Raw genomic sequence first — 12,118 nt, forward strand, 5'->3', positions numbered from 1 at the left:
TTTACCCCGCAAGGGGGGGTGGAAAAAAGGGGGGGGGGGGGGGGGGGGGCGGGAGAATGGGAACCGCCGGAAGATCATTTCCTGCGCCGGATCAAAGGCACAGAAGATCCCCCCATCGTCATCGGGGCGCAATACGACTCCGGCACGGTGTCGTTTATTTCGCCCCTCCAGGAGGAAACCGCATGAGCGACCAACTGATCGAGGCCGCAGCGCATTTGCAGCAGATGATCAGGCGGCTGGAGCGCCTCGAAGAAGAGCGAGCAGCTCTCGGGCAACACATCCGGGACACCTTCGCCGAGGCCCGGAGCGCCGGATTTAACAGCAAGGTGATCCGGCAGATTTTGCGGCAGCGCAAGATGGACAGACACATGGTGGATGAGGAGGAGCATTTGCTCCATTTGTATCGACAAGCCCTCGGCATGGGCTGATCAGGAGACCAAAAGATGAGCGGCTATTTCTACAACGGCACGGGGAAAGTCCATCTCCGACCCTACGCGACTCCGACAGCCCCACTGCGGTATGTCGGCAACACCGAGACAGTCAAAATCGGCATCGCCGAAAAGAGCGAAAAGCTCGAAGACACCGACTCTCCGGGAGGGGGGGTTCTGTCGTCTTTCAGCCGCATCACCGGGGCCACCTTCACGCTGGTCCTGAAAGACCTCCGGCCCGAGAACCTGGCCTTGGCTTTGGGGGGCGAGGCTACGGACATCGCTGCCGGATCCAGCACGGACGAGGTGGTTACGGCCCGCACGGGCGGGCTGGTATTACTGGCCAAGTCCGGGGCCGCAAGCGTGGTGGTCAAGTCGCAGGATGGCCTGACTACCTATAACGCCGAGACGGACTATGTGGTTTCGGGGGCCGGCATCACCATTCCGGAAGCCTCCTCCATCGATGATGGCGACTCACTCAAGGTCAGTTACACCTATCCCAAACAGGCCGATGTCCAGGCCATGCTCACCTCGGGCCGGGAGATGTTTCTGCTGTTCGAGGGTGTGAACAACGCCATGGACGGCAAACCGCTCAATGTCTACGTCTGGCGTGTCAAATTCGGCGCCGCGAAGGAACGCGACTACAAGGGGGACAAATTCGCCACGCTGGAATTGACCGGCGAGTTGCTGATGGATCCGAACCAGACCGGCGACGGCATCAGCAAATACTTCAAAGAGCAGGCGGTACTCTGATAGGGGAGTGTTTTATGGCCATTTCAGGACGTGAAAAGAAGCTCACCCTCGCCGACCGCGAGATCACCTGCCACGAGCTGTCCGCGCGGGAGGTGATCGAGCTGTTCAACAGCGCGGGGGAGACGTTGCAGGCGATGGATCCCGTCGAGGCCTTTCTGCTTGAGGATGCAATCCTACCGGAGATCCTCCGGATGACCGACCTCACGCGGGAAACCGCTCTGGATCTTACCCCCGCCGAGCTGGAGCAGGTGGCGGCGGCTTGCAAGGAGGTCAACCCGCGTTTTTTTCAGATCAGAGGGCGGTTCGCGGAGCTGGGCCGACAGATCCGGCAACAGCAGCCCGACGTATCGAGAGAGCCTGCTTCATCCTGATCGGGCGGGGCCATACCAGGGTCTGGGACTACTCCCTGACCCTGTTTCTCCACGCCATCGAGTGGGCCAACGAGGCGGGAGGCTGAAACCGTTTCGCAGATACCCATTCCCTCACCCCAACCCCTCTCCCGGAGGGAGAGGGGCTACTGCCTTTCTCCCCTCTCCCTCCGGGAGAGGGGCCGGGGGTGAGGGCCTCCGTTGACCAACCCCTCACCCCCCATTTTTTCAACCGCTTTAAAAGACCTCGCCCCTCTTTAGACCGATCATAAGCCAGTCTGAATCATCCTTTTCGGGACTGGACCATGAGCCTGCGCAACAACACCGTCGAGATCTCTCTCCGTGCCGATCCCGCCGCCTTCATTCGCGGCGTGGATGCGGCGCGGCAGGGCTTCACCCAGGGCATGCAGGCCATGGGCAGCGACTCCGAGGCTGCGGCGGGGCGTATCCATCGGGCTATGTCCGGGGGCAATCAAGCCCTATCCGGCATGCAGTCCCAGGCATCCGCCGCCGCCGTGGCCCTGGCCGCGCATGTGCCCGCAGCCCAAAGCGCCGCCTCCGCGCTCCAATCCGCCACCTCGTCCTCCACCTCCCTGGCCTCCGGTTTCGGGGCGCTGCAAAGCGCCCTGGCCGGCGTCGGTCGCGGCGTGGATGCGGCGCGGCAGGGTCTTGCCCAGGGCATGCAGGCCATGGGCAGCGACTCCGAGGCTGCGGCGGGGCGTATCCATCGGGCTATGTCCGGGGGCAATCAAGCCCTATCCGGCATGCAGTCCCAGGCATCCGCCGCCGCCGTGGCCCTGGCCGCGCATGTGCCCGCAGCCCAAAGCGCCGCCTCCGCGCTCCAATCCGCCACCTCGTCCTCCACCTCCCTGGCCTCCGGTTTCGGGGCGCTGCAAAGCGCCCTGGCCGGCATCGGTTTCGCGGCCCTGGCCAAGTCGGTGATCGAGTCCGGCTTGGCCATGGAGCGCATCAATGCCGTGCTGGTCACCATGGCGGGCTCCAGCGAGGGAGCCGGCAAGGAGCTGGATTTCGTGCGGGGCGAGGCCGACAGGCTGGGCCTCAAGCTCGATTCCGCCGCCGAGGCCTACGGCAAGTTCGCCGTCGCGGCCAAGACCTCCGGGGTGGCCGGCAACGATACCCGTCACATCTTCACGGCGGTGGCCACGGCGGCCACCGCCATGAAACTCTCTGGCGACGAAACCAAAGGGGCCTTCCTGGCCCTATCCCAAATGATGTCCAAGGGAACGGTCCAGGCCGAAGAGTTGAAAGGCCAGCTCGGCGAGCGTCTTCCCGGCGCGTTTGGCCTTGCGGCCCGCGCCATGGGCGTCACCGAGGTGGAGCTGGGCAAGATGCTGGAGCAGGGGCAGGTGATGGCCAAGGATCTGCTGCCCAAGCTGGCCGATCTGCTTCTCAAGGAGTTCGCCCCGGCGGCGGAACAGGCCGCCAAGGGGGCGCAGTCCGGCTTCAACAGGCTTTTCAACACCCTGTTTGAAAAAAAGGATCTGATCGCGCGTGAGCTGAACCCGGCGCTGGCGCAGATGGGGGATGCCCTCTCCAAGGCCCTCAACAGCCCGGAAGCGACGGAGGGGCTGAAAAGCCTCGGTGTCGGACTGGCGGATCTGGTGCGGGGGCTGACGGCCAACGCCGGGGCCATCACCACGGTGGCCGAGGCCTATGTGGCCTACAAGGTGGCCGCACTGAGCGCGGCGGCGGCGCAAGGGGCTTTTGCGGCGGTGACGGGCTTGTCGTGGGTCTCCACCCTGGGTCTGGTCGGGGCCGGCAGCACCACGGCGGCCATCGCCACCGGCAAGCTATCCCAGGCCCTGATCCTGGCCAAGGATGCCGCTCTGTTGCAGATCGGCATGGCGGCGGGCAGTGCGGTGACCGCTCTGACCACCCTTGGCGGGGCTCTCAAGGCGGCCACCCTCGCCGCCGCCGGTTTCCTGGCCACCCCCGTGGGCGCAGTCCTGGGGCTTATCGCCGTCGCGGGGGCGGGCGCGTCCTACGTCATGGGCAAGATGGCTGAGGAGCAAAAAGCCCTGGGCGAAACCGCCAAACGCGCCGGCGAGCAGGCCAGATACTTTGCCGAGCAGATGGGCGGCATGAGGGATGCCGGGGTCGATCTGGGCCAGAGTGGTGCTGCGGAGACCATCCTGGCCCTCTCCGGCGAGGTCAAAAAAGGCGCCATGAGCTTCGAGGAGGCCAAGCGTAAGGTCGAGGCCCTCTCCAAGACCCTCACCGACCATGCCCGGCAGCGCATCCGCCTGAGCGATGATATCGCCGCCAAGGAAAAGGCCCTGGCCGCCCTGCAGGAAAAGCTGGCCAAGGAAGAAAAGGAGCGGATCAAAGGCATCCTGGAGACCAAAAAGCAGGCCGCCGAACAGGCGCTGCAGGCAGCGCGTCACGCCCTCGACGAGGAATTGAAGAAGGAGGAAGAGGCGGTCAAGCGCATCAGGAAGCTGCGCGAGGATAACCTCGACCGCCGCAGCGGCGAGCGCTCCACCCTGCGCGACATCAAACGTCGCGGCATGTCCGAGGAGGCCGCCGAGGCGGACCGGGTGCAGGAGGTCGAGGAGGGCCGGGTCAAGGCAGCCATGATGATGGGCAGCGCCAACCAGGCGCTGGGCAGGGGCGATCTCGAAAACGCCGCCAAGGCCAGCGCCGAGGCCCGCAAATACACCGACGAGGTCCTCAAGCAGAGCGCGGCCCTGAAGGATGCCGAGACGGCGCAAAAGGCCTATGCCGAGGCCATGCAGCTATCGGCTCGGGTGGACCAGCAGGCCGAGGCCATCGCCACCAAACAGGTGGAGACCCAGAAGGGCAAGACCGATGCGGCCCTGAACGGCGTGCAGCAGGCCAAGGCCCAGGTCGATGTGCTGAACAAGGCCCTGGAGAACCTCAAGGAAGACAAGACCATCCCCGTCAAGGCCGAGGTGGCCCAGGCGCAGGCGGCGCTCGGCGACTTGCAAGCCAGGCTGGCCGCATTACAGGACAAGACCATCACCATCACCACCCTCACCAAAACCGCCGAGGCCCACGCCGCCGGAGGGCTGGTGGGGGCGCTGGCCTTTTCGCGGGGCGGCATGACCCCCTCCGTGGGGCGCGAGGGGGTGGACTCCATCCCGGCGCTGCTGGCGCCGGGGGAGTACGTCATCAAGTCCCAGGCGGTGCGCCATTTCGGCGTGCCGCTGATGGATGCCCTCAACGCCATGCAACTGGATCCCTCCCGCCTGCCCCGCTTCGCCGGCGGCGGGCTGGTGCGCCACATCAACATCCCCGAGCTGCGCCCGCCTGTTTCCGATCGTACCGCGACCCTTTCCGGCAGCGCCGCTGAAGAGCTGGGCACCATTACTCTCAATTTGGGCGGCAAGCCCACAAGGATGACCGGGCCAAGAGAGGCCATGCGTGACTTTGTCCGCGCCGCCCGCGAGCTGGAAAGGGGGCTGGCATGAAACGCCTCGGCAGCCTCGACCTGCCCCCCGGCATCCAGTGGACCGACCGCTTCAGCTGGTCTCCGGTGGCCCAGGAGACGGCCCGCACCCTGGGCGGCAGACAGGTGGTCTGGCACCAGCCCCTTGCCGGGGGCCGCCCCGTGACCCTGGAGCTGCAACGCGGCTACGGTCTGGCCACCGTCGCCGCCCGCGACGCCCTTTTAGCCATGGCCGCCCAGCCGGGAGCGGTTTTTATCCTGGAGTGGGACGGCGAGAGCCACCAAGTGATGTTCCGCCACCACGAAAGCCCGGCCTGCCGCTTCGAGCCCCTCTGGCCGGGACATGACCACTACGCCGGAGAGATCCGGCTCATGACCGTATAAGGTGCCCCCATGATCGTCTCCTCCGAGCTGAAGCTCTACCCCTCCCAGGTGCGCAACGACACCTCGGGAAACGGTGGCCGCATGGCTACCACCGCCATAGCCGACAGCGTCATCAACAACGTGCTGCCAAACGTTTCCGAAGCGGAGCGGGCTGCCGGGATCACCCGGTACCGCAAGCTCTTCCGCAAAGTGGCCAACGCCGACAATCTGCCATTGACCTCGGCCCGCCTTTTCATCGCCAAGCCGACCCAGGCGGGTGACCGGGTGACGATCTTTCCCGCAACCCAGACCGACACCCAATCGGGCATCACCGGCAGCGAGAGGCTCTATGGCTGCGGTCCGCTCAACGCCAATGCCTCGCTCGGAGCCACATCCGTCGCGGTGGCCACGGAGGCGGCTGCCGACGCCATCTTCCGCGACGGAGACCTGATCCGCATTTCCAATAAACCCGATGTCGGCTCCCTGACGGGCGTCACGGAGTTCATCCGGCTGGCGGCCTCGAACGCGGTCTCCTGGAACGGCGATCTGGCCACCCTGACCTTTGCCGAGGGGCAGTCCCTCGGCAATGACTATCTCGCCGCCGACACCTTTGTAGGCTCCTGCATCGAGGCCGGAAGCATCGAGGCCACGGCGAGCGACTGGAGCCTCTCCTCTGCCTCCGGGACCTATGATGGCTGGAACGGCAGCGGAACAAGCCCCGACATCCTGATTCCCGACGCCATCGGCGGTATCGAGCAGACCTGGACCCTCACCTTCACTTCCGCCACCGCCTTCACCTGTGTCGGCGATACGGTGGGGGCGGCGGGCGGTGGCAGCACCAACGGGGCGGACTTCGCCCCCACCAACGCCACCTTCTCCAGACCGTACTTCACCCTTCCGGCTTCGGGCTGGGGGGGTACCTGGGCAACCGGAAACACCCTCACCTTCAAAACCCACCCGGCAGCCTATCCTTTCTGGTTAAAATACAAAGTGCCCGCCGGTTGCGGCACTCTGGCCGGCAACAACGTCGTGGTGGCCGTCAACGGTGAGTCGGTCTGATGTCCGTCGCGGCGCAAACCAGTCTGCCTTTCGGGGATGGTTTTGGCGCACAAACCGTACTGCCCTTCGGGGACAGGTTTGGCGCACAAACCGTACTGCCCTTCGGGGACAGGTTTGGCGCACAAACCATCCTGCCTTTCGGGGGGCAGGTTGCGGCTCAGGCCACCCTGCCATTCGGGGACCGTTACGTTGACCGGGGCGACTCTCTCCGTTTCGGGGACACCCCTGTCGAGATGGGGGATTGTATCGGTATTGGCCAAGGGCTTGACCGGCAGGATCGCCTCACGGTGGCTTTCCGGACCGGCGTGGATGCGGCAACGGGGGTGTTGATCGGTTTCTCCTGGCCAGTCACGCAGGGCGAGACCTTGGCGTTTTCCGTCCTGAACCGGAATCCGGTGGACAGGCAGGAGCGTCTCACCTTCTCGCTGCTGGAGCGTCAGGAGCCGATCGGTCGCGCATTCATGGTCAAGGGATGGGTGGGAGGGGACTTGTTATGAGTGGTACGGTTTCAAGCAGCCTCCAAATCGCATTCAACTCCCGCCTTGCCAAGCTGCCCTTTGAGCTGGTCACCGATGACGACGACCAGGGGGGCGACGCCCCGGTGCAGGTCCAGTATCTGGACCTCTGCGTCGAGGTGGACCATTGGGGCAAGTGGCGGTATTTCAACGACAGCAACTACAGCCCCTTGCGCATGGTTGCGCCGGGCGTCAAGCGGGTCAAGCTCTACTGCCCCGCCCAGCTGGGGGATGGCGTCACCTTCCGCATCGACAGCGGCGAGTATGTTTTTTCCACCCCGGAGATCCCGCCGGGATTTTTCACCCCCCCCATGCCGGGGGGGACCAGGGTCCCCATCAATCGGGCCAAACCCCTTGGTCGGCGCCGGGAAAAGGTGGTGGAAGGAGTCGAGTTTTCCGGGGAGGTCCGCAAGGCGCTGCGGTGGCCCTACGGCGAGCCGGACTGTCTCACCCTGGGGGAGTGGCCGTTCTTTTCCGCCAAGGGCGAGCCGATGCCCACGCCGCGCTACGACCGGCAAAGGGGTGAGTTTTTCGCGACTGGCGAGACCTTTGGGGCACTCCTGGTCGAATACTGGACCGAGTATTCCCTTTTTGAATTTTACTACGACACCGGGGAGAAAATCGCCTCGTCGGCGCAGTTCCGGTGCATGCAGGACGCCTGGATCTGCGGCAGCATCGAGGCCACAGAGGTTCCTCCCGTGCGCATCATGGCCATCTCCGCAACAGGCCGCATCGCCTCCGGCAAGGTCGCCCGCCGTTTCAATCCGGGAGGAGTCCCATCGGTACAGGTGCGCGATTCCAGGATCAAAGAAGGGGCCAAAGCCCCGGCCAACCAAGTGTTGGTGGAGGATAAGTCCAGGAGGAAGACCGTGACGGTCCCGATTCTGGATGCCAACGGCCAGTCCACCGGCAACGACTTCATCCGGATGTCTGAAACGGTTTTTGGTGGGGAGAACGGATCAACCACTACTTTGAGGATCGCCAATGGCTAACGATTTCGGCCCCTTTGTGCTTGCCGTAACCATGGCCGCCGAACCCACGGAAAAATACAAATACCTCGTGCGTTGCGCCGGGTCGGGTCAGATGTACGGGTTGAAAACGAAATGGTGGACGGTTCCGCTCCCGCCGGGGTTTCCGGCTGTCAAGCGGTTTAATGGATATGTGGCAACCCCCTGCACCTCCCGGCTGGCCGGGCAGATGTGCGCCTCCACGGAATACGGCATCGATGGCGGCGGGGGAGGCGCTCTCCTCCCCAACAAGCATCTCGCAGTCACCTGGGACGGTCCGGCGGACGGCTACCTCGGCAGCTACCAGCCCTCCGGCAGAGTCTATCAAGGGGGCCGGATCATCTGGACCGCGCCGGGGAGCGTCGTCGGAGCCGCCCTCAATGCGGGTCACCTCTATGTATTCTTCAAGGACGTCAACGCCGCCACACTCGTCCAGCGCATGCCCTACATGATCCGGGATAACGAGCTTATCCGGGTATCCGGGGCCGCCGAGAGCGTCGGCGTCGTGGCTGCGGACACCACATTGTCCCCTTGGACGCTGATTCCCGGCAGTACGGTGGCCATGGCCAAGTGTGTCGGAGGCGTCGTCATCGGGGCCATTTTGGCAACCCCGCTCACCGTTCTGTCGCTACCGCTATCCTGGACCCCCATCCACTTCGCCTGGGGCAAGGCCGTGAGAGCGGTCACGACCAGCCGTCCCGCCTATTACTCCACAGGAGGAGGTCCCTACGACGACCCGGTGGAGCCGGTGCTGGCCACGACGACAACGGAACAGACGGTAGGGGAAATCTCCACGCTGGGTGTCGTGAACGGGAATCTGCAAATCGTCGGCACGGCGAATCAAACTCTGTCGATGCTTACCGGTGGGGTCTCTTTCGAGACCTTCTATCACGAGACGGCAACGGAAAGATGGACCCGGAATTACACGTCACAGAGGCTCTATCAGCGCAACGTCTTGAGGCCGCGCGATTTGTCGGCCTATTACGAGTACCTGGAGAACTCCTATACGCTCCGGGAGACCAAGGCCCATCTGATCGACGGGGAGTGGGTCGTCTACGAGGACAACACCACCCAGGGAGAAACTTTCGCACACGATCATAAAACCTGCACTACCGCGTCCACACCCAACGGGCCAGTCCTGGAGTACACCGTGGCCGAATGCGCCACGCAGGAACACCTCTGCGCCGATGGTGTGGCCATGGTCTTTCAGCGGGTCGGAGAATCGGTGATGCGCTGGAGCGACTGCCAATACAAAATCGATGGCTTGCCCGGTGAGGCCATCGACTATCTGCGGAGACTGTAGCGTGCTTCTCTCCGGGCAGGTGTCCCTTTCCGAGGGGGATGTCTTTTGGACCGGCTTGCTGGAGCTGGACGACCCGGCCAGCTATCAGCTGGTGCGGGTAGGCGGCCTGATCACACTCTCCGTGGGCGGGGCGGTTTTTGCGCTGTTGGTGGACAACAAAACCCTACAGCGTGACGGTGTGGGTATGCCGCGTTTCAGCGTTTCGGTGATCAGCCCGACAGCTCGCTTTTCTACCCCCAGAGCCACCCCCATCGAGCGCACCTGGGCAACCCCGATCCAGGCCCGCGCCGCTGCCGAGGAGGTGATAGGGCAGGAGATCGACTGGGGGATCGTGGACTGGCTCATTCCCGGTGGCCGGTTGGCAGTCCACAATGCCGCGCCAATCGAGGTGGTCCGGACCATCGCCGAGGCCGCCGGGGGCGTGGTGGAGACCCTGCCCGGCGGGGGTCTGCGGGTGCGGCATCGCTTCCCGGTCAGGGTGCCCGACTGGGCCACGGCCACCCCCGATCACGTCTTGACCGATGCCGCCGACAACCTTTCCTGCCGCGAGTCCCACATGCTGCGCCACCGGGTCAACCGGGTGCTGGTGCGGGGCTATCTGCCCCAGGCGGGCTACATCGCCGCCGAGGTGGACTCCCGCCCGGATGGCCTCAATCAGGGACGCGACGGATTCTTGTCCGGCGAGACAGCCCACCTGCTGATCCATGCCGGACCGGATTTGACCGGGGTGGCGCTGACCTCAAGCGCCGGCGTGCTGTTGCCGGGGGCTCCCCAGACCATCCAGGCCACCCAGGATATCGTCTTTGACGGGGTGGCCACCGGCTCCCTGGATAAACCCGCCATCTCCATCGCATCAGTGATCTGGCTGGGCAACGACCTGGGCACGCTGACCCTGGAGGCCGACCGGCGCACGCTGTCCGCCGAACGGTCCGGGGTGGCCATCGCCCGCATCCAATACACCACGCTGGCCACCTCGTGGAGCCTGACCGCGCCGGAATCGGTGGCCGGGCTGGACGACTACCCGGTACAGGTGCGGGCCACCGCGCTGAGCGGGGGCACCCCCTTGGATGGGGAGATCGTCTGTCAGCGCGGCGCCGGAGATCACCCCGGAGAGGATATCTCCGACCCGTTGTTGGCCGACACCCTGGCCAAGCTCTCTCGGGGCCGCGCCGAGATCGACGCCGGGGAGAGCCTGCAAGAGGTCTCCCTGGTATGCGTCTATCGATCCGTCCTGCCGGGACACCTCGTGGAGATCCACGACGCCCTGATGGGCCAGAGCTGGCGGGGCAAGGTCACCTCTGTGAGTCACCATTTCGAGGGGGTCAAGGCGACCACCTCCCTGGAGATAGTGCGATATGTCCCAACCACTACTTGAGCTGCAACGCCTGCTGGTCGGGCAACGGTCCATGACGGGCCGGGTGGTGGCTATCAATGGGGGGATGGCCAAGGTGGCCACCTCCGGGGGGATTGTCGAGGTGGCCAGCGAGGCCGGTATCCAGCCTGGAGACCGGGTAACGGTCAAAGATGGGCGAGCCGTCAAGGTGCAAGGCGCGACGGATGCGCCGGTTTTCTATGTGTGATCCCTGCCGGGAAGGCGGGGTTCGGGGTGCGCGAACACCCCGAACGACGAGCAGTAACTCGTCAGGCAAGTCTGGCCAGGACAGGCCATCCCGACCACACGTGGTGGCGGGAATAAACAAGCATGGAGCGTACCAGATGGAGATGCAGGATTTTCGGTGCAGCAAATGTGGGAAAAAGCTGGCGCGGCTGGAAGGGACGGGGGCGGTTGAAATCAAATGCCCCCGCTGCGGGACAGTCAACTCCCAGCGGGGGGTTGAAACGCGCACTTCGGCATCCGGAAAGGTTCTGGGCGGCAGCCCCTCCAAGGCCATCGCTGACCTGGAACCCGCCGACACCCTGGAAGAGGAAGTGCGTCGGGCCATGGCCATGCACATGAATCTTCACGTCTGATCACCTCATGGCTGGACCGCAAGGTCCAGCCATGCTGGTCCGGTAACATCAACCAGGGTCAAGAATCCCAAATGGCGAGCGCCATGAGCGTCCGGAGCGACGTTCATGGTATCTCGACCGGAGCATCACCCTCCGGTATCCGGACCTGTCCGGGTACTGGAGGAGGCCGGATTTCTCAAGGATGCGGCAGGGGTGGTTGGGGGATTTGGCAAGCGGGAGTTCTACGTAGCTCAAGTCCCGAGGGTGGTAGCGGTGGAGATGATCCGCACGCACCATTACAGCCGCCGGGTGGTTAACAACTCTTACGTCCACCTGGGCGTATGGGTAGCTGGCCAGCTTCTGGGGGTACTGCAATACGGCTACGCCCTCAACCCGGCGAGGGCGGACAAGGTGGTGGCCGGGACCGATTCCAGGGGGTATCTGGAGCTCAACCGGATGTGGCTGGACGATGCGGCGCCGCGCAACTCGGAGAGCCGGGCCATCAGCTACAGTTTCCGGTATATCCGCAAGGTGATGCCCCAGGTCAAATGGGTACAAAGCTTCGCAGACGAGCGATGCGGGCGGTGGGGAGTGGTGTATCAGGCGGCCAACTTCCTCTACGTCGGCAGCCACAAAACGGTCTTCTGGGAGCTGGACGGGGAGACCTACCATGACATGCTGCTGACAGCCCACGTCAAAGGCGGCAACAGGGGCCGCCACCTGCGGGACAACCTGACCCGTGCGACAAAGCACACCTTCAGGCAGTTCCGCTACGTCTACTTCCTGGACAAGCGGGCCATGACCAACCTCCGCCTCCCCATCCACCCCTACCCAAAACCGGGCGGTATGGAGTAAAGCCGGAATTATGTTTCGCAGGCCGAAATCGCGGCGCGGTCAAATTATCGCGCAATTCAGCGCAAATTTATCGCGCCGCGCTTCATC

General features: G+C 64.4%; 13 protein-coding genes. All 13 read left to right on the plus strand.

The window, feature by feature from the left end:
* The first annotated feature begins 182 nt into the window (after window positions 1-182).
* The 13 genes from HQL56_13460 (at window position 183) to HQL56_13520 (ending at window position 12,031) form a co-directional block, all read left to right on the plus strand.
* A complete protein-coding gene (locus tag HQL56_13460; protein ID MBF0310527.1) occupies window positions 183-428 on the plus strand; it encodes a DUF2312 domain-containing protein in 246 nt (81 codons plus the stop codon).
* Window positions 429-443: 15 nt separating this feature from the next.
* On the plus strand, window positions 444-1,181 hold the full coding sequence (locus tag HQL56_13465) for a hypothetical protein (GenBank protein ID MBF0310528.1): 738 nt from the start codon (window positions 444-446) through the stop codon (window positions 1,179-1,181).
* A gap of 14 nt (window positions 1,182-1,195) precedes the next feature.
* Window positions 1,196-1,552: a hypothetical protein gene (locus HQL56_13470; protein ID MBF0310529.1), complete on the plus strand. Its 357-nt coding sequence runs from the start codon at window positions 1,196-1,198 to the stop codon at window positions 1,550-1,552.
* Window positions 1,553-1,854: 302 nt separating this feature from the next.
* Entirely contained in the window at window positions 1,855-5,001 is a 3,147-nt protein-coding gene (locus HQL56_13475) for a tape measure protein (GenBank protein ID MBF0310530.1), read from the plus strand.
* A complete protein-coding gene (locus HQL56_13480) occupies window positions 4,998-5,363 on the plus strand; it encodes a hypothetical protein (protein MBF0310531.1) in 366 nt (121 codons plus the stop codon). Before HQL56_13475 ends, HQL56_13480 begins: the two co-directional genes overlap by 4 nt.
* Before the next feature lie 9 nt (window positions 5,364-5,372).
* Window positions 5,373-6,401, plus strand: a complete 1,029-nt coding sequence (locus HQL56_13485) for a hypothetical protein (protein MBF0310532.1) — start codon at window positions 5,373-5,375, stop codon at window positions 6,399-6,401.
* The gene (locus tag HQL56_13490) at window positions 6,401-6,898 is read left to right on the plus strand and encodes a hypothetical protein (protein MBF0310533.1); all 498 of its coding nucleotides are present in this window, start codon (window positions 6,401-6,403) and stop codon (window positions 6,896-6,898) included. Before HQL56_13485 ends, HQL56_13490 begins: the two co-directional genes overlap by 1 nt.
* Window positions 6,895-7,908, plus strand: coding sequence for a hypothetical protein (locus tag HQL56_13495; protein ID MBF0310534.1), 1,014 nt, complete (start codon window positions 6,895-6,897; stop codon window positions 7,906-7,908). The genes HQL56_13490 and HQL56_13495 overlap by 4 nt, the downstream gene beginning before the upstream one ends.
* Window positions 7,901-9,226, plus strand: coding sequence for a hypothetical protein (locus HQL56_13500; protein ID MBF0310535.1), 1,326 nt, complete (start codon window positions 7,901-7,903; stop codon window positions 9,224-9,226). Before HQL56_13495 ends, HQL56_13500 begins: the two co-directional genes overlap by 8 nt.
* Window positions 9,183-10,601 (plus strand): hypothetical protein, encoded by a 1,419-nt coding sequence (locus tag HQL56_13505; GenBank protein MBF0310536.1) that lies wholly within the window; start codon window positions 9,183-9,185, stop codon window positions 10,599-10,601. Before HQL56_13500 ends, HQL56_13505 begins: the two co-directional genes overlap by 44 nt.
* Window positions 10,582-10,806, plus strand: a complete 225-nt coding sequence (locus tag HQL56_13510; GenBank protein ID MBF0310537.1) for a hypothetical protein — start codon at window positions 10,582-10,584, stop codon at window positions 10,804-10,806. Before HQL56_13505 ends, HQL56_13510 begins: the two co-directional genes overlap by 20 nt.
* A 142-nt stretch (window positions 10,807-10,948) precedes the next feature.
* Entirely contained in the window at window positions 10,949-11,197 is a 249-nt protein-coding gene (locus HQL56_13515) for a Com family DNA-binding transcriptional regulator (GenBank protein MBF0310538.1), read from the plus strand.
* Window positions 11,198-11,389: 192 nt separating this feature from the next.
* Window positions 11,390-12,031, plus strand: coding sequence for a hypothetical protein (locus HQL56_13520; protein ID MBF0310539.1), 642 nt, complete (start codon window positions 11,390-11,392; stop codon window positions 12,029-12,031).
* The last annotated feature ends 87 nt before the right edge of the window (window positions 12,032-12,118 follow it).

It is taken from the genome of Magnetococcales bacterium (genome assembly GCA_015231925.1).
GTDB lineage: Bacteria > Pseudomonadota > Magnetococcia > Magnetococcales > JADGAQ01 > JADGAQ01.

Bases quoted from the DNA above. Each gene is read 5' to 3' on its own strand.
- HQL56_13460 (MBF0310527.1), top strand. From the start codon at position 183: ATGAGCGACCAACTGATCGAGGCCGCAGCGCATTTGCAGCAGATGATC.
- HQL56_13465 (MBF0310528.1), top strand. From the start codon at position 444: ATGAGCGGCTATTTCTACAACGGCACGGGGAAAGTCCATCTCCGACCC.
- HQL56_13470 (MBF0310529.1), top strand. From the start codon at position 1,196: ATGGCCATTTCAGGACGTGAAAAGAAGCTCACCCTCGCCGACCGCGAG.
- HQL56_13475 (MBF0310530.1), top strand. From the start codon at position 1,855: ATGAGCCTGCGCAACAACACCGTCGAGATCTCTCTCCGTGCCGATCCC.
- HQL56_13480 (MBF0310531.1), top strand. From the start codon at position 4,998: ATGAAACGCCTCGGCAGCCTCGACCTGCCCCCCGGCATCCAGTGGACC.
- HQL56_13485 (MBF0310532.1), top strand. From the start codon at position 5,373: ATGATCGTCTCCTCCGAGCTGAAGCTCTACCCCTCCCAGGTGCGCAAC.
- HQL56_13490 (MBF0310533.1), top strand. From the start codon at position 6,401: ATGTCCGTCGCGGCGCAAACCAGTCTGCCTTTCGGGGATGGTTTTGGC.
- HQL56_13495 (MBF0310534.1), top strand. From the start codon at position 6,895: ATGAGTGGTACGGTTTCAAGCAGCCTCCAAATCGCATTCAACTCCCGC.
- HQL56_13500 (MBF0310535.1), top strand. From the start codon at position 7,901: ATGGCTAACGATTTCGGCCCCTTTGTGCTTGCCGTAACCATGGCCGCC.
- HQL56_13505 (MBF0310536.1), top strand. From the start codon at position 9,183: ATGGCTTGCCCGGTGAGGCCATCGACTATCTGCGGAGACTGTAGCGTG.
- HQL56_13510 (MBF0310537.1), top strand. From the start codon at position 10,582: ATGTCCCAACCACTACTTGAGCTGCAACGCCTGCTGGTCGGGCAACGG.
- HQL56_13515 (MBF0310538.1), top strand. From the start codon at position 10,949: ATGCAGGATTTTCGGTGCAGCAAATGTGGGAAAAAGCTGGCGCGGCTG.